Source organism: Nonomuraea ferruginea (assembly GCF_039540635.1).
Classification (GTDB): domain Bacteria; phylum Actinomycetota; class Actinomycetes; order Streptosporangiales; family Streptosporangiaceae; genus Nonomuraea; species Nonomuraea ferruginea.
Window position 1 is genome coordinate 265,865 of sequence record NZ_BAABFD010000012.1, and the last position, 15,025, is coordinate 280,889.

Annotated in this window: 18 protein-coding genes and 1 tRNA gene; 9 read left to right on the forward strand and 10 right to left on the reverse strand. The window is 71.3% G+C overall.

Going from position 1 to position 15,025, the window contains the following annotated elements; genetic code table 11:
* Positions 1-183: 183 nt before the first annotated feature.
* A complete protein-coding gene (locus tag ABD999_RS23725) occupies positions 184-387 on the reverse strand; it encodes a cold-shock protein (protein ID WP_101787411.1) in 204 nt (67 codons plus the stop codon).
* 221 nt (positions 388-608) lie between these two features.
* On the opposite strand from ABD999_RS23725, the gene ABD999_RS23730 reads away from it, so the two are divergent.
* Entirely contained in the window at positions 609-1,415 is an 807-nt protein-coding gene (locus ABD999_RS23730) for an HAD family hydrolase (RefSeq protein ID WP_271276264.1), read from the forward strand.
* On the opposite strand, the gene ABD999_RS23735 is transcribed toward ABD999_RS23730, so the two are convergent.
* Positions 1,406-1,918 (reverse strand): bacterial proteasome activator family protein, encoded by a 513-nt coding sequence (locus ABD999_RS23735; protein ID WP_271276265.1) that lies wholly within the window; start codon positions 1,916-1,918, stop codon positions 1,406-1,408. The two genes, ABD999_RS23730 and ABD999_RS23735, sit on opposite strands and share 10 nt — an antisense overlap.
* A 5-nt stretch (positions 1,919-1,923) precedes the next feature.
* Positions 1,924-2,880: an NAD(P)H-quinone oxidoreductase gene (locus tag ABD999_RS23740; RefSeq protein ID WP_271276266.1), complete on the reverse strand. Its 957-nt coding sequence runs from the start codon at positions 2,878-2,880 to the stop codon at positions 1,924-1,926.
* Between the two features lie 114 nt (positions 2,881-2,994).
* Here ABD999_RS23740 and ABD999_RS23745 point away from each other — a divergent pair, with 114 nt between their 5' ends.
* The gene (locus ABD999_RS23745) at positions 2,995-4,830 is read left to right on the forward strand and encodes a MinD/ParA family ATP-binding protein (protein WP_271276267.1); all 1,836 of its coding nucleotides are present in this window, start codon (positions 2,995-2,997) and stop codon (positions 4,828-4,830) included.
* Positions 4,831-4,878: 48 nt separating this feature from the next.
* On the opposite strand, the gene ABD999_RS23750 is transcribed toward ABD999_RS23745, so the two are convergent.
* Positions 4,879-4,965 (reverse strand) — tRNA-Ser (locus tag ABD999_RS23750).
* Between ABD999_RS23750 and ABD999_RS23755 the strand changes: the two genes are divergently transcribed.
* Positions 4,953-5,342 (forward strand): STAS domain-containing protein, encoded by a 390-nt coding sequence (locus tag ABD999_RS23755; RefSeq protein WP_148036075.1) that lies wholly within the window; start codon positions 4,953-4,955, stop codon positions 5,340-5,342. The genes ABD999_RS23750 and ABD999_RS23755 overlap by 13 nt on opposite strands.
* Here the strand turns inward: ABD999_RS23755 and ABD999_RS23760 are convergent.
* From ABD999_RS23760 to ABD999_RS23780, 5 genes are read right to left on the reverse strand one after another with little or no spacing between them, the layout of a single operon-like run.
* Positions 5,325-6,170 carry an NUDIX hydrolase gene (locus ABD999_RS23760; protein ID WP_271276268.1) on the reverse strand — a complete coding sequence of 282 codons (846 nt, stop codon included), beginning with the start codon at positions 6,168-6,170 and terminating at the stop codon, positions 5,325-5,327. The two genes, ABD999_RS23755 and ABD999_RS23760, sit on opposite strands and share 18 nt — an antisense overlap.
* Positions 6,171-6,182: 12 nt before the next feature.
* Entirely contained in the window at positions 6,183-6,914 is a 732-nt protein-coding gene (locus ABD999_RS23765; protein ID WP_271276269.1) for a M15 family metallopeptidase, read from the reverse strand.
* 29 nt (positions 6,915-6,943) lie between these two features.
* Entirely contained in the window at positions 6,944-7,186 is a 243-nt protein-coding gene (locus tag ABD999_RS23770; protein WP_271276270.1) for a hypothetical protein, read from the reverse strand.
* Complete coding sequence (locus ABD999_RS23775; RefSeq protein ID WP_271276271.1) at positions 7,183-7,587, reverse strand: hypothetical protein; 405 nt, start codon at positions 7,585-7,587, stop codon at positions 7,183-7,185. Before ABD999_RS23775 ends, ABD999_RS23770 begins: the two co-directional genes overlap by 4 nt.
* Positions 7,584-9,362: an MDR family MFS transporter gene (locus ABD999_RS23780; RefSeq protein ID WP_333485698.1), complete on the reverse strand. Its 1,779-nt coding sequence runs from the start codon at positions 9,360-9,362 to the stop codon at positions 7,584-7,586. Before ABD999_RS23780 ends, ABD999_RS23775 begins: the two co-directional genes overlap by 4 nt.
* A gap of 79 nt (positions 9,363-9,441) precedes the next feature.
* Here ABD999_RS23780 and ABD999_RS23785 point away from each other — a divergent pair, with 79 nt between their 5' ends.
* The 5 genes from ABD999_RS23785 to ABD999_RS23805 all read left to right on the forward strand — a co-directional run bounded on the left by ABD999_RS23785 (position 9,442) and on the right by ABD999_RS23805 (position 13,246).
* The gene (locus ABD999_RS23785) at positions 9,442-10,011 is read left to right on the forward strand and encodes a TetR/AcrR family transcriptional regulator (protein ID WP_271276272.1); all 570 of its coding nucleotides are present in this window, start codon (positions 9,442-9,444) and stop codon (positions 10,009-10,011) included.
* Between the two features lie 82 nt (positions 10,012-10,093).
* Positions 10,094-11,218: a S1 family peptidase gene (locus ABD999_RS23790; RefSeq protein WP_148036082.1), complete on the forward strand. Its 1,125-nt coding sequence runs from the start codon at positions 10,094-10,096 to the stop codon at positions 11,216-11,218.
* A gap of 152 nt (positions 11,219-11,370) precedes the next feature.
* Positions 11,371-11,619: an SCO4226 family nickel-binding protein gene (locus tag ABD999_RS23795; RefSeq protein ID WP_148036083.1), complete on the forward strand. Its 249-nt coding sequence runs from the start codon at positions 11,371-11,373 to the stop codon at positions 11,617-11,619.
* A gap of 99 nt (positions 11,620-11,718) precedes the next feature.
* On the forward strand, positions 11,719-12,306 hold the full coding sequence (locus ABD999_RS23800) for an RNA polymerase sigma factor (RefSeq protein WP_148036084.1): 588 nt from the start codon (positions 11,719-11,721) through the stop codon (positions 12,304-12,306).
* Positions 12,299-13,246, forward strand: a complete 948-nt coding sequence (locus ABD999_RS23805) for a CU044_5270 family protein (RefSeq protein ID WP_271276273.1) — start codon at positions 12,299-12,301, stop codon at positions 13,244-13,246. Before ABD999_RS23800 ends, ABD999_RS23805 begins: the two co-directional genes overlap by 8 nt.
* Positions 13,247-13,252: 6 nt before the next feature.
* Here ABD999_RS23805 and ABD999_RS23810 read toward each other — a convergent pair whose 3' ends face one another.
* Positions 13,253-13,669: a TIGR03668 family PPOX class F420-dependent oxidoreductase gene (locus ABD999_RS23810; RefSeq protein WP_271276274.1), complete on the reverse strand. Its 417-nt coding sequence runs from the start codon at positions 13,667-13,669 to the stop codon at positions 13,253-13,255.
* Positions 13,670-14,150: 481 nt separating this feature from the next.
* On the opposite strand from ABD999_RS23810, the gene ABD999_RS23815 reads away from it, so the two are divergent.
* Positions 14,151-15,002 carry an alpha/beta fold hydrolase gene (locus ABD999_RS23815; RefSeq protein ID WP_271276275.1) on the forward strand — a complete coding sequence of 284 codons (852 nt, stop codon included), beginning with the start codon at positions 14,151-14,153 and terminating at the stop codon, positions 15,000-15,002.
* The last annotated feature ends 23 nt before the right edge of the window (positions 15,003-15,025 follow it).

The window sequence follows — 15,025 nt, forward strand, 5'->3', positions numbered from 1 at the left end:
TCACTGTTACGGGGTGACATAACCAGGCGTACCTCATATATCGCTAGATGTGCGGAAAGGTGCGGGGGTTCGCCTGGCCTGTGAATCGAGTCACACCCGTGACAACGGCCGGTCAAGGCCATAACAAACGCGAAAGGCCGGGGTCCGCTGGAAGCGAACCCCGGCCTGTCTCGCTGCTACAGGTCAGATGGAGCGGACCTGGGAGGCCTGCGGCCCCTTCTGGCCCTGCGTGATCTCGAACTCGACCCGCTGGCCGTCTTCAAGGCTGCGGTAGCCGTTGCCGACGATCTCGGAGAAGTGCACGAACACGTCCGGCGCGCCGCCGTCCGGGGCGATGAAGCCGAAGCCCTTCTCGGCGTTGAACCACTTGACGGTTCCCTGAGCCATAAAAGCTCTCCCTCAGGATGTGAATCTATGGGACCCACACCTCGTGGATCCCGGTGTGTCGTACAGCAAGCACCCGGGGTGGCTCAGACAATGTCATGCTGGTTTTCACTACGGGATAGCTAATACAACGCCTCCACATCTAACACCATTCTGGCGCGTTGGTGTTCCCGTCGAACGAAGATTTCTGGCTGGGCGCATCAGCGGGCAAACTGGAACGTGTTATGCACAACCTACGCGCACCCCGCCTGGTGGCCACCGACCTGGACGGCACCGCCCTCCGTACGGACGGAACCGTGTCTCCCCGCACCGCCGCCGCCTTCGCCAGAGTCGAGGACGCAGGGGCCATGCTGGTGTTCGTCACCGGCCGCCCGCCTCGGTGGATGCACCCCGTGGCGGGGGCGGTGAGGCACCGCGGCCTCGCCGTCTGCGCCAACGGGGCGCTGATCTACGACATGCACACCGAGCGGGTGGTGAAGTCTCACCTCATCGACCCGGAGGTGCTCGAAGAAGTCGTCTCTCAGCTTCGAGCGAACGTCCCCGATCTCTCGTTCTCGGTCGAGTACGAGGGAGGCCACGCGCACGAGTCGGACTTCCGCTTCGGCACCTGGGACGGCGCCACCACGGGCAGGGCGCGCCTGCGCGGCGAGTCGCTCACCTCGCGGGCCTGCGTCAAGCTGCTGGCCCTGCACCCCGAGCTGGGCCCTGACGAGCTGCACGCGACCGTGCACGAGCTGGTCGGGCACCTGGTGACCGCCACCCACTCCAGCGGCCGCGGGCTCATCGAGATGAGCGCGATCGGCGTCACCAAGGCCACGGCCCTGGCCACGCTCGCCGAGCGGCACGACATCGAGCAGTCGCAGGTCGTGGCGTTCGGCGACATGCCGAACGACCTGCCCATGCTGACGTGGGCAGGCACCTCCTACGCGGTCGCCAACGCGCACCCCGGCGTGCTGGCCGCGGTCGATCACGTGACCGCGGCCAACGACGAGGACGGCGTCGCGCTGGTGCTCGAGGAGCTCTACAGGTAGGGCCCCGAGCCGCCCGGCGGGCGCGGGTGCTCCTCGGGCCGTCCGCCGGGCAGCGCCCTGCGCATCTGCTCCAGCTGGGCGCGGGCCGCCATCTGCTGGGCGAACAGCGTCGTCTGGATGCCGTGGAACAGCCCTTCGAGCCAGCCCACCAGCTGGGCGTGCGCCACCCGCAGCTCGGCGTCGCTGGGCGCGGTGCCGGTGTCCTCGGTGAAGGGCAGCGACAGCCGCTCCAGCTCCTCCACCAGCTCGGGCGCCAGGCCGTCCTCCAGCTCCTTGATCGAAGACTGGTGGATGTCCTTCAGCCGCTTGCGGCTGGCCTCGTCGAGCGGAGCGGCCCGCACCTCTTCGAGGAGTTGCCGGATCATGCTGCCGATGCGCATGACCTTGGCCGGCTGCTCGACCAGGTTGGCCACCGAGCGCTCGTCTTCGCCGTTATCGTCATGACCCTGGAAGTCGGGGCCCACCACCACGATGTGAGGCGAGTTGTTGTCCTCAGCATTCATAAGTCTCACCGTACTAGGAGGATCTTCCCAACGTGGTCGCCGGAATCCACCATACGGTGAGCCTCGGCCGCGTCGGACATCGGCAGCTCGGCGAACACCACCGGCCGCACCGCCCCGGCGTCGATCAGCGGCCACACGTTCTCCACGACGCTCCGGACGATCGCGCCCTTCTCCTCGACCGGGCGGGCGCGCAGCGTGGTGCCGTGCACCGAGGCCCGCTTGGCCAGCAGCACGCCCAGGTCGAGCTCGGCCTTGCGGCCGCCCTGCATGCCGATGACCACCAGCCGCCCGCCGGTCTTGAGCGCCCGCACGTTGCCGGCCAGGTATTTGGCGCCCATGATGTCGAGGATCACATCGGCCTTGACCTGCTCGGCGAAGTCCTCCTCGCGGTAGTTCACGTACGCGTCGGCGCCCAGCTCCTTGACCCGCTCGCCCTTGCCGGACGAGCCGACCGTGACCACGACGTTCGCCCCGAACGCCTTGGCGAGCTGCACCGCGAACGTGCCGATGCCGCTCGCGCCGCCGTGCACCAGCAGGGTCTCGCCCTTGCGCAGCCGGCCCAGCATGAACACGTTGGACCAGACCGTGCAGGCCACCTCGGGCAGCCCGGCGGCCTCCTCCAGCCGGACGCCCCGCGGCACCGGCATCACCTGCTGCCACGGCACGGCCACCCGCTCGGCGTAGCCGCCGCCGGCCAGCAGCGCGCACACCTCGTCGCCCGCCTTGAAGTGCTCGACGTCCGCGCCGACCGCCGCGACCACGCCGGACACCTCCAGCCCCGGATAGGGCGAGGCGCCCTGCGGGGGTTGGTAGTTGCCCTGGCGCTGGAGGACGTCCGCCCGGTTGACCGCCGAGGCGGCCACGTCGATGAGCACGTCACCGCGCCCGGGCTCCGGGTCGGGGACCTCCCGCCACTCCAGCACCTCTGGCCCGCCGCTGCGGGTGATCTCGATGGCTCGCATGCGCACCACGGTAACGGGGCAGAGAAGTTGAGGGTTGCCGGCCTTCCCCGGAGCGCTTGGCGTTAATCTGCAAGATATTTACCACCCCTTTAGACCCGCCCGAGGGGGAACACGGTGGCAAGACACGATCGAGAAGAATCTCTCGAGGAACAGCTCGCCTGGCTCGACGCCATCAAGGAGTCCGAGGAGGCGCCGGTCAAGGTGAGCGCCAAGACCGGCCCGGGCGTCCCGGCCGACGAGACCGCCGTCGTCTCGCCCTACCCCCAGGACCCGTGGGCGTCGGTGCCGCAGCACGACACGCCGACCCCGCCGCTCTTCCGCGCGGCGGTCGACTCGGTGTACGGGTCGGAGGCGGTGCCCGCCACCGAGAGCGAGGCGGGGGAGTGGCTGGACAAGGCGAGCACGCGCGACAAGACCGACACAAAGGCCGACACGGGGGACGATCCGCCCGCTGATGACAGCGCCGACACCAAACCGGCGATCGACGACGCGTTCCTCGCCCCGCTCAAGCCGCTGCCCCGGCCGGACGACACCGACAGCTACGCGCTGGCGTCCTTCCCCGAGCCGGAGAAGGTGGAGGAGAAGACCGAGGAGAACCTCTCCTGGCCCGTTCCACCGGCCTGGGCCAGTGAGACGCCCGCCCCGCCCGAGCCCGCCGCCGAGTCGGCGCGCGAGGAGGCGGCCCAGCACACCCCGGACGAAACGCTCCCGTCCCTCCCGTCGCTGCCGCCCCCGTCGCTCCCCGAGCCCACGCAGCACGCCTTCCCCGAGCCTCCGCAACGCACCTTCGACCAGCCGAGCCCGCCGTTCGCCGAGCCGTCCCAGCGCGCCTTCGACGAGCCCCGCGCCGGCCGGGAGGCCCGCACGTTCGACGAGCACCTCAGGTTCCAGGAGCCGCGCCCGGCGGAGGAGGCGCCCCCGAGAGCCGAGGAGCCGCCGAGGCAGCCCGAGCCGCGCCACCGCCCGGCCCCGGTGCCCGTCTTCAACGCCCCGCCGAGGCCCCCGGCGACCGGCAGGCCCACCGCCGAGAGCCTGGACCCCGACACGCTGCTGCGCGGCCGCCGCAACGCCCCCTCCAAGGGCTGGCGCCGGATCGTCTACAAGGCGTCCGGCGGCTGGATCAAGCCCGGCGAGCCGCCGGAGGTCAGGCGCCGCCGCGCGCTGATGGCCAGGGCGCGCACACCCGTCGCCACCGGCCACCACCGCGTCGCCGTGCTCAGCCTGAAGGGCGGTGTCGGCAAGACCACGACCACGGTCGGCCTGGGCGCCACGCTGGCCCAGATCCGCGGCGACCGCGTGATCGCGGTCGACGCCAACCCCGACCGTGGAACGCTCTCCGACAAGCTGAAGCTGGAGACCTCGGCCACCGTCCGCGACCTGCTCAACGAGGCCGACCAGGTCAAGAGGTACGTCGACATCAGGGCCTTCACCTCTCAGGCGCCGTCGCGGCTGGAGGTGCTGGCCTCCGACCGCGACCCGTCGGTGTCGGAGGCGTTCAGCGGCGCCGACTACCAGGCCGTCTCGCAGGTGCTGGAGAACTTCTACTCGATCTGCATCACCGACTGCGGCACCGGCCTGCTGCACTCCGCGATGGGCGGGGTGCTCGGCCTCGCCGACCAGATCGTGCTGGTCAGCTCCGCGTCGGTCGACGGCGCGCGGGCGGCCTCGGCCACGCTCGACTGGCTGGAGGCCCACCACTACGAGAATCTCGTACGCGACGCGACCGTGGTGCTGTGCAGCGTCAGGCCGAGGTCGAAGTCGGCCGTCGACATCAACAAGCTGGAGGGCCACTTCGCCGCCCGGTGCCGGGCCGTCGTCCGCGTGCCGTACGACCCGCATCTGGAGGAGGGCGCGGAGATCGACCTGGACCGGTTGCAGGAGGCGACCAGGGACGCCTACCTGCAGCTCGCCGCCAGCATCGGAGACGGTTTCGCCGGCGCCGGCCGGTAGACGGCACGAAACCCGCTCACCGGCCGGTGAGCGGGTTTCGTCGGGAAGCGGAGGGTGTGGGATTCGAACCCACGAGGCCATCGCTGACCTGGCCGCTTTCAAGGCGGCTGCACTCGTCCACTATGCGAACCCTCCAGTGCGACACCACGATAGCGGCTGCGGTGACGCCGGTGTACGTTCAGGTGGTGGCGGATCTCAAGATCGAGGTGGCACGGGCGGAGCGTTCGGCCACCGTGCGCCTGCGGGGTGACCTGGACAAGCTGACGGCTCCCGATTTCAAGAAGCGGCTCGACGCCCTCGCCGCCGAAGGACCTCTCGACGTGGTGATCGACGCCTCCGGGTTGGAGTTCTGCGACTCCAGCGGCCTGTGGGCGCTGGTGGAGCACCAGCGCGCCGTCGGCGGGCGCGGCGGCACGCTCCGGCTCACCGGCGTGCACGGGGTCCTGCAGCGGGTGCTGGAGGTGACCGGGCTCAAGGCCGTCTTCGACGACGTGTTACCCGCGCAGCTGTGACAGCAGCCACTTGGGTCCCGCCGTCTCGGCCCCCAGCTCGGCGACCCGCTCCCTCAGCTCCCGGTCGGCGGTGACGACGAGCACCCGCTCCCACGGCTTGGCCCGGCGCACCACGTCCACGATCGCGTCGTCGCCGCTGCCGGCCGCCGCGACCACCTGCATCCCGGGAATGTCGGGCACCTCCCTGGCCGCGCCCTCGACCACCGCCACCATCCGCGGATACCACTGCGCCAGCACCGAATGCGACAGCCGCAGCCCCGACACCGCCTCCAGCAGCCGGGTGGCGGCCCCCAGCCGGTCGTTCCACCAGCCGCGCTCGGCCCGCGCGCCGACGATGTTGGCCACGTCGAGCACCAGGGTCTCCGGGCTGATCGCACCGCTGACCGTGCCCCACGTCTCGGCGAAGCCGGGGTGCAGCTCCCTGGCGGCCACCTCGCCCAGCGGCAGCCAGCGCAGCTCGTCGCTCTCGCCGTTCGCGCAGACCGCCGCCAGCCGCTCGGCCGACTCCGCGATCACCGTCTCGAACGCCCACCCGCCGTGGTCGTCGCGGTAGACCCCCTGCACCCGCAGCAGGTCGCCGGCCACCGCCGCCTCCTCGCGGGCCTCGCGCAGCGCGGAGGCCACCGCGTCCTCGTGGCTGTCGCGCGCCCCGCCGGGCAGCCCCCACGTGCCGCCGTGGTGGCTCCACGCCGAACGCTTCTGCATCAGCACGTGAGGCACCCCGAGCTCGTCGTGGTGCACGGCGAGCAGTCCCGAGGCGCCGTGCAGCCCCCAGTGGCGGTGTCCTCGCCCGCACTCGGTCCAGCCGTCGCCGTCCTTGTCAGCCATGTCTCGATTCTCTCAGCCGCCGCCCTTGCTGAAATGCTGGTAGTCCTTGGTGCCCGACCAGTTGCCGCCCCACTGCCATCCCACCTGCGCGAACGCCCGCACCACCTTGTCGCCGGGGTTGATCACGCCCTTGCCCTTCATCGGCCGCTTGGTGTACTTCCGGGCGTTGGAGTGGGCCGTCCTGCCGTCGGCGGTCACGTACGGGTTCTCGCGCGGGTTGATGTCGATCGCCTCGCCGTAGGCGTGCTTGGACCAGCTGCTCGACCCCGTGGCCTGGCGGCAGTTGAAGGCCGAGGTGTTGTCGGCGTCGATGGAGTCGTAGTCGTCGCCCTTGTAGACGTCGATCAGCTCCATCCGCCTGATCGGCCAGCGCCAGTCGTACAGCTTCTCGAAGACCTGCACGATGTCGTCGGTGACGGTCTTGCGCACGACCAGCTCACCGGTGTGCGGCTTGTCGTCGAAGCCCCAGTAGGTCATCCTGATCAGGCGCAGGTCGCGGTAGTGGACCGGGCAGCCCTCACGCCACGAATACCGCAACTGGTCGCGGGTCACCTGGCTCACCTCGGCGTCGAACGAGGGCGGCTCGGTGGCGGTGGGCGTCGTCGCGGTGGGCGTCGGCTCCGAGGTCGCCGGCTCCGTTTCGGAGGTCGTCGGCGGCGCCGGTCCGGTGGACGCGACCGGGCTCTGCCCGCCGCACGCCACGGAGGCGAGCACCACGAGCGCCAGGGTGGCAGCACGCTTCATCCCGCCACGATACGACACGTTCCAGCAGGTCAGCCGCTACGACGCAGCTTGCCGCGCCGGGTCGTCAACTCGTGCAACAGGTCGGCCGCGTACCAGACGAGGCCGAGGAACGACCCGCCGGCGAGCGCGCCGCCGATCCACAGGTCGTTCACGGTCGCGGCGGTGAGCGCGGCGCCCCTGGGCTGGTAGCCGACCACGAACGGGGCGGCGACGAGCCAGAGCCCGGCCAGGAACAGCAGCGCCAGCGCGGTCACGCCCAGCTTGGCCCTCATCGCTGGTCCTCCGACGCGACCAGGGTCGTGGATCCGTTCTGCCGCCGCTCGCGGTCTGTCGCGTCGAGGTCCTCGCGCAGGGCCTCGACCAGGGGCGCCAGCAGGGCGGCCAGTTCGGCGGACGAGGTCTGGGGGGCGGCGGGCTCCGGTTCCCGCTGGCGCTCGCGTACCGTCACCAGGCCCCGCGCGGCGAGCTCGGCGTGGATGGCGGCGGCGAAGGCGGCGGCGCCCGCGAGGCCGACGGCGGCGACGCCGAGGCCGGTGAAGAACTCCGTCGTGGTGGCGGAGTTCCAGGCCGCGCCCTCGGGCTGGGTGCCGAGCGCGAACGGCGCGACCATCAGCCAGAACCCGGCCATGGCCGCCAGCGCGGCCAGCACGGCGCCGACGAACTTGCGGATCACTGCGGGATCCCTCCTGTCACCAGATCTTTCGCGGGCGCCGGCGGCGCCGCCTGCGCGATGAGCGCGCGCGAGGTGGGGCGCAGGACGTCACGCGCCACGGCCCTGGCACGTTCCTTCTCGGTACGGTCGTCCGGCGGCGCCATCTTGGCCACGGCCGTGAGCAGCGCCGACGGCCGGCCGTTCACGCGCTCGACGCGCTGGGCGACGAGTTCGAGCAGCAGGCCGGCCAGCACCAGGTCGTCCCTGCTGGGCGGCGGGGCGGCGGGCGGGGGAGCGGCGCCGCCGCGCAGCGGCAGCTCCTTCAGGAAGACCACGGCGAGGAAGCCGAGCAGGGCGATCGGGACGCCCACGAGGAAGACGGTCTCCAGGCCGCGGGTGAACGCCTCCAGCACGAGGTGCTTGACCGGCTCGGGCAGCGCCTGGATCTCGTCAGGGCTGCCGAGCGACGGCCGGGCGCTCCCCGCGGGCATCTCGGCGTAGAGCCGGTTGGTCAGGATCGCGCCGAACCCGGCCACGCCGATGGCGCCGCCGAGCGAGCGGAAGAACGAGACGCCGGAGGTCGTGGAGGCCATGTCGCGGACCTCGGCGCCGTTCTGCGCGGCCAGGATCAGCATCTGCATGGTCAGGCCGAGCCCGGTGCCGAGCACCGCCATGTCGAGGCCGATGATCCACGGGCTGGAGTCGACGTGCAGCCGCGACAGCAGGAACAGCCCGATGGTCACGAGCAGCATGCCGACGACCGGGAAGATCTTCCACCTGCCGGTCCGCGTGACGGTCTTGCCGGAGATGACGCCGGACAGGAACAGCGTGATCACCATGGGCAGCGTCATCAGGCCGGAGTCCGTCGGGCTCATGCCCTGGACGACCTGCAGGTACTGCGGCAGGTAGATCATCGCGCCGAACATCGCCACGCCGACGAACAGCGATCCGAGGCTGGTCAGGATGAACGTGCGGTTGCGGAACAGCCGGGGCGGCAGGATCGGATTGCCCGCGGTGCGCTCGGCGAGCACGGCGAGGGCCAGCGAGACGAGGCTTACGGCGGCCAGGGCGTAGGTCCACGGCGAGTTCCACGCGAACTCGGTGCCGCCCAGGGTGAGCAGCAGCATCAGCGAGGTCGCGCCGGCCGTGATGGTGGTGGCGCCCCAGATGTCGATGCGGGTGTCGCGCTTGACGTGCGGCAGCTTGAGCACCTTCTGCACGACGACCGCGGCGACCACGGCGAGCGGCACGCCCACGTAGAAGCACCAGCGCCAGCCCAGCATCTCGGCGTCGACCAGGAACCCGCCGAGCAGCGGCCCGGCGACGGTGGAGACGCCGAAGACGGCGCCCATGTAGCCGGAGTAGCGGCCGCGCTCGCGGGGGGAGACGATGTCGCCCAGGATGACCTGGGCCAGCGCGCCCAGGCCGCCCGCGCCCACGCCCTGCAGGGCGCGCCCGGCGATGAGCTGGCCCATGTTCTGCGAGAGCCCCGCGGCGAGCGACGCGCCGACGAACACCGCCAGCGCCACCTGGAAGAGCCGCTTGCGGCCGAACACGTCGGACAGCTTGCCCCACAGCGGTGTGGACACCGTCATCGTCAGGATGGTCGCCGAGGCCACCCACGAGTACTGGTCCTGGCCGCCGAGCTCCCCCACGATCGTCGGCAGCGCCGTGCCCACCACGGACGTCGACAGCATCGAGGTGAGCATGGCGAGCATGAGCCCGGCCATGACCTCGAGGACCTCGCGGTGGGTGTACTGCTTCTGGGGGCTTGCGGCCGCCGCTTGGCCCGCCAAGTCACCACATCCCCTCGTATTCCGCATGGAAGTATACGCCTGTTTACTAGTGTTTCGGCAAGCCGATATATTCCCGGGCATGAGAGCTGAGGCCCGCCCCCGGGACCGTGCGGCCACCCGTCTCCGGCTGCTCGACGCCGCCAGGGCGCTGTTCGCCGAGTATGGGTACGAGCGCGTGACCGTACGCATGATCGCCTCGGCGGCGGACGCCAACATCGCTCTGGTGGGGCGCTACTTCGGGTCGAAGGCGGGCCTGTTCGGCGAGGTCCTGCGGGACGAGCCGACGATCCGGGTCGTCCTCGAAGGCGACCGGGCGGGGCTGCCGCGCCGGCTCGCGGAGTTCGCCGCCCGCCGCATGCACGCCGACCCGAAGAGCCGCATCCTGCGCGCCCTGGCCCACTCCGCCGACGACCCGGAGATCCAGGAGCTCGTACGGGAGCGCCTGCGGACGGCCATCATCACCCCGCTCGCGGAGTTCCTGGGCGACGACCCCGACGCGATGGCCAAAGCGCGCACCGCGGCGGCGCTCCTCACCGGCATCACCAGAGTCCGCCGTGCCCTCGGCCCGGAGCCGCCCACTCCGGCGGACGTGGACCGGCTGACCGCAATGTTCACCGTGTGTCTAGATATTTCAGGACATGAACCATAAGACCGAAATACGGCCTTTTTGAGGACGTGTCGTTGCCAGCGCCAGCCGATAACTTGACAGCACCCCCCACCAAGGAGTGCGCATGTTGGGTAAACGCAGTGCGCTGGCAGGAGCCACCATCGTGGCCTGCCTGGCATTCCCCCTCGCCGTCCCCGCCATGGCCGACCCGGCCCCCATGGCGGACCCGGCAACCCCGCCGTCGGTGATCGACGCGCTCGAACGCGACCTCGGGCTCACCGAGCGGCAGGTCGTCACCCGGCTGGCCAACGAGCAGCGCGCCGCCGCCACCGAGGCCACCCTCACCGCCTCGTTAGGCGACTCCTACGGCGGCTCCTGGCTGAACGCCGACGCCTCCAAGCTCATGGTCGCCACGACCGACGCCGCCGAGGCCCCGGCCATCGAGGCCAAGGGCGCCCAGCCGGTCGTCGTCGGCCGCACCCTGGCCCAGCTGACCTCCGTGAAGGACCAGCTCGACCTGGCCGCCCAGAAGGGCAAGACCGGCGCCTCCCTCTGGTACGTCGACGTGACCACCAACAGCGTCGTCATCCTCGCCGCCACCCAGGAAGCCGGCGAGGCGCTCGCCGCCGCGGCCGGCGTCGACAAGGGCGTGGTCAAGGTCGCCGTCTCCACCGAGAGCCCGCAGCCGTTCATGGACATCATCGGCGGCTCCGCGTTCTACATCGGCTCCAGCCGGTGCAGCGTCGGCTTCTCCGTCACCCGCGGCAGCACCCCCGGCTTCGTCACCGCCGGCCACTGCGGCCGCGCCGGCTCGCGCACCACGAACCCGACCGGCACCTTCCAGGGCTCGTCCTTCCCCGGCAACGACTACGCCTGGGTCGCCGCTCCCGGCCACAACGCCACCCCGTACGTGCGCGGCTCCGGCGGCGCGCTCGTGACCGTCCGCGGCTCCACGCAGGCGTCGGTCGGCGCGTCCATCTGCCGCTCCGGCTCCACCACCGGCTGGCGCTGCGGCACCATCCAGCAGCACAACGCCAGCGTCCGCTACGCGCAGGGCACCGTCTCCGGCCTGACCCGCACCAGCGCGTGCGCCCAGCCGGGCGACTCCGGCGGCTCGTTCATCTCCGGCAGCCAGGCCCAGGGCGTCACCTCCGGCGGCTCCGGCAACTGCAGCATCGGCGGGACCACGTACCACCAGCCCGTCAACGAGATCCTGTCGGCGTACGGCCTCACCTTGAGAACCGGCTGATCTCCCACCCGAACCCAGCGTGCCCGGCCCACGTCGCCGGGCACGCTGTTTTGTACGAGTGGCCCGATACGCCCTCTTGGGTCCCACTTGGTGTGCCCGCTGCGGGGGCGAACCTACGCTGGAGGAGACAGCTTGCCTGTGGGGAGGCAGTGATGGCGAAGTTCCTCGACATGCACCGCGGCATGGCGGGCATCACCGGTGACCAGCTCAAACGGGCACACTCCGCCGACGTCGAGATCCAGGACGAGGAGGGAGTGACCTTCGAGCACGCCTGGGCGGACCCGGAGGAAGGAGTCATCTACTGCCTCTCGGAGGCGCCCACGGCGGACGCGGTCCTGCGCATCCACGAACGCGCCGGCCATCCGGCCGACGAGATCCACCACGTGCCGCTGAGCATCTGAGCCAAGTATGTGACGTAGTTCACACTCCTTTTCGCGAACTCGCGGTGGTCGTACGGGCGAAAGCCGTCGAATGCACTGCGCAGCGAACGGGAGCACCGGGTGATCGCCGAAGAGTCTGGCACGGCCGACGCCGACCTCATACGGCGCTCGCGGCACGACCCGGAGGTCTTCGCCGGACTCTTCGACCGGCATGCCCCCGCACTGCGGCGTTACGTCGCCCGGCGACTCGGCCCGTCCCTGGCCGACGACATCGTCTCCGACGTCTTCCTCACCGCCTTCCGGCGCCGCCACCGCTACGACACGAGCCACCCTGACGCGCGCCCGTGGCTGTACGGCATCGCCGCCCGGCTCGTCAGCCGGCAACGCCGGGTGGAGATCCGGTTCTACCGCGCGCTGGTCCGCACCGGTGTCGACGAGATCACCGAGCCGTACGCCGACCGCGTCGACAACCGGGTCTCGGCGCAGCAGGCCGGGCTGGCGGCGGCCCTCTCCGAGCTGTCGCCCGGCGACCGGGAGGTGCTGTTACTCATGGCGTGGGCCGACATGTCCTACGAGGACGTGGCCCGCGCGCTGGGCATCCCCATCGGCACGGTCCGGTCCCGCCTGCACCGGGCCAGAGCCCGGACGCGCCAGGCGCTCGGCGGAGCCGACCCCACCGTGACGCGAGAGGAGTCTTTGGATGGATGACCTGCGATCGCTGCGCGAGTGGCGGGCCGAGGTGCCCGAGCCGGACCAGGAGTGGTCCATCCCGCAGCGGCGGCGGCTCCTGACCCGGATCCGGCGGCGCAGGTGGACGTGGGCGCACCGCCTGATCACCGTCGGGGCGGCCGGCGCGGCCGTGGCCGTGCTCGCCGTGGTCGCCCTGCCGTCCGAGCCCTCCGTCACGGAACCGGCCGTCACCCCGTCGTCGGCCGTGCGGCTGGACCCCGGCCTGGTGCTGGCCCAGGCCGCGAAGGTGGCGAGCGAGCGCGGCGACGCCCCCCGGCCGGCGCCGACCCAGTGGCACTACACCAGGTCCATGGACAAGCAGCCGACCTCGGACACGGCCCAGACCTACGAGAGGTGGATCCGCTACGACGGCAAGCAGACCGCCGGCTTCGGCGAGAACGGCGACCTGGTGGTCACCGACGTCCCTCCGGACCCGGGCGACGACGACCTGGCGCCGGGGCAGTACGACGCCAAGCTCCGCGGGCTGCCGACCGACCCGAGGAAACTGCTGGCCAAGGTCACGGGCGACCGCCACTGGATCGACTTCCCGCAGGAGAAGGGCGTCCCGCGGAACGCCGAACCACCCGATGCCCGCGCCTACCGCGTGATCACGCTCTACCTGAGCAGGTACGGCACGATGCCGCCGCGGCTGGAGGCGGCCATGTTCCAGGCCCTGGCCCTCATCCCCGGCGTCCGGATCGAACACGGCGTGACCGACGCCGCGGGCCGCGCCGGCCTGGGCATCTGGCGGGAAGGAGGCGGCGACGTCCGCCGGTACGACATCCTCGACCCGGACACCTACCGCTACCTGGGCACCGCGACGGTCTGGCTGCGCGACTCCCGCCTGCCCAAGGGCGCGGTGTGGCGCACGGCCCTGCTGTCGTCGGTGATCGTCGACCGCCCGGGCGAGCGAGGCTGAGCGCTTTCACCCCCCGGAGTACCGCCATCCCGACCAGCGGTTGACGTCCACGAGGATCACGGGCCCCGCCGGCCGACGCTCGCGGTACTGGTCGTACTTGGCCACGAGCGCGTCCAGCGCGGCGGCCCGCTCCGGGCCGTCCGGCGCGACGGCGGCGCGGCCGTCCGCCCGCACCCACCACAGGCGCGTCCAGTCGTCCTCGTAATGGTCGGCCAGCAGCGCGACATTCGGGTTGTCGCCGATGTCGCGGAGCCTCCGCAGGTCGGTGGTCCGCTTCGGCTTGTGGTCGACGGCCGTCACCACCCGGTCGCCGAGGACGGCGAACGTTACGGGGACGAGGCGCGGCCTGCCCTCGGCGCCCACCGTCGCCAGCCGGGCGACCCGCGCGCCCGCGAACATCCGCCGTGCCGTCTCGGAATCCATGCCTCCAGCATTCCCCGGCGGCCCGTGGTCCGGTGACCGTCACCGTCACGTAAGCGTCCGGGATCGTCACTGCGGGTACGAAGGCCCCATCTCTTAGGGCGAGGAGGAGCATCGCGATGACCCCCGGCTGCGGAAGCTGCGACTGCAACGACGTGATGTACGAGGGCACCCCGTCGCACTGGAAGACGTTGCGCACGGAGTGAACGAGCAGAAGCCCCGCCCCGGATCGGCGGGGCTTCCTCGTATAGGGTCAGGATCATGCTTGAGAAGTTCATCCGTTCGCGCACTGCCTGAGACGGGTTTCCCCATCGAGGCGATCTGATGGTGGCGTCGCGTTTCGCGAGCTGCCCGTCGCCCGTCCCGTCGGCTTCTCACACCCGGTGGTCGCCGCGCTCTCAGCGCCGCCACCGTGATCATCGGCGGCTCGGCGCGCCCGTACGGCAGCGCGCGTCCGCCTCAGCTCAACGCGAACGGACTGAACATGTCATCGAACACCTTCGTGCTGGTCCACGGCTCCGGCTCCAACTCGTTCATGTGGACCTCCATCCAGCGCGAGCTCGCGCTGCTCGGCCACCGCAGCCTCGCCGTCGACCTGCCCGGCCACGGCCTCGACGCGCAGTACCCCGTCGCCTACCAGGCCCCGCAGGACCTCGACGCGTGGGCGGCCGAGCCGTCGACACTGGCGGGCGTCACGCTCCAGGACAACGTCGACCTGGTCACCGACGTGGTGCGCCGCGCCGCCCAGCACGGGCCGGTGGTGCTGGTCGGCGCCAGCCTCGGCGGCGTCACCATCTCGGGCGTGGGCAACGCGATCCCCGAGCTGGTGGACCGGCTCGTCTACATCTCCGCCTGGTCGTGCGTCCGCCTGGCCAACCCCGTCGCGTACATGGGGGAGCCCGAGTTCGCGGACAACCTGATGGCGCCTCTCGCCGCGTTCAACGTCGGCGACCCGGCCGAGGTGGGCGCCGGCCGGGCCAACTACCGCACCGCCGACCCGAAGCTGCTCGCCGACCTCAAGGCCGCGACCCTGGCGGACGTCACCGACGAGCAGTTTCTGGCCTTCCTCAACATCCTGCAGCCGGACGAGTCGATCGCGGTGATGACGGCCGACGCCCGCGTCCAGGCCGGAACCTGGGGCACGATCGCCCGCTCCTACATCCGGCTCACCGGCGACCGGTCAATTCCCCTGGCCATGCAGGACAGGCTGATCGCCGAGGCGGACGCGCTGACCCCCGGCAACCCGTACGACGTGCACACCCTTGACACGTCACACGCGGGATTCGTGTTCAGGCCGGCGGAGGTGGCCGCCATCCTCGGCGGCCTGACCCGCTGACCTCGGGCGCGCGGGTGAGCCGG

Coding starts and splice junctions, on each gene's coding strand:
- ABD999_RS23795 (WP_148036083.1), top strand. CDS start 11,371: ATGGCGAAGTTCCTCGACATGCACCGCGGCATGGCGGGCATCACCGGT.
- ABD999_RS23725 (WP_101787411.1), bottom strand. CDS start 387: ATGGCTCAGGGAACCGTCAAGTGGTTCAACGCCGAGAAGGGCTTCGGC.
- ABD999_RS23735 (WP_271276265.1), bottom strand. CDS start 1,918: ATGAATGCTGAGGACAACAACTCGCCTCACATCGTGGTGGTGGGCCCC.
- ABD999_RS23790 (WP_148036082.1), top strand. CDS start 10,094: ATGTTGGGTAAACGCAGTGCGCTGGCAGGAGCCACCATCGTGGCCTGC.
- ABD999_RS23770 (WP_271276270.1), bottom strand. CDS start 7,186: ATGAGGGCCAAGCTGGGCGTGACCGCGCTGGCGCTGCTGTTCCTGGCC.
- ABD999_RS23815 (WP_271276275.1), top strand. CDS start 14,151: ATGTCATCGAACACCTTCGTGCTGGTCCACGGCTCCGGCTCCAACTCG.
- ABD999_RS23740 (WP_271276266.1), bottom strand. CDS start 2,880: ATGCGAGCCATCGAGATCACCCGCAGCGGCGGGCCAGAGGTGCTGGAG.
- ABD999_RS23730 (WP_271276264.1), top strand. CDS start 609: ATGCACAACCTACGCGCACCCCGCCTGGTGGCCACCGACCTGGACGGC.
- ABD999_RS23755 (WP_148036075.1), top strand. CDS start 4,953: ATGCGAACCCTCCAGTGCGACACCACGATAGCGGCTGCGGTGACGCCG.
- ABD999_RS23785 (WP_271276272.1), top strand. CDS start 9,442: ATGAGAGCTGAGGCCCGCCCCCGGGACCGTGCGGCCACCCGTCTCCGG.
- ABD999_RS23765 (WP_271276269.1), bottom strand. CDS start 6,914: ATGAAGCGTGCTGCCACCCTGGCGCTCGTGGTGCTCGCCTCCGTGGCG.
- ABD999_RS23760 (WP_271276268.1), bottom strand. CDS start 6,170: ATGGCTGACAAGGACGGCGACGGCTGGACCGAGTGCGGGCGAGGACAC.
- ABD999_RS23810 (WP_271276274.1), bottom strand. CDS start 13,669: ATGGATTCCGAGACGGCACGGCGGATGTTCGCGGGCGCGCGGGTCGCC.
- ABD999_RS23805 (WP_271276273.1), top strand. CDS start 12,299: ATGGATGACCTGCGATCGCTGCGCGAGTGGCGGGCCGAGGTGCCCGAG.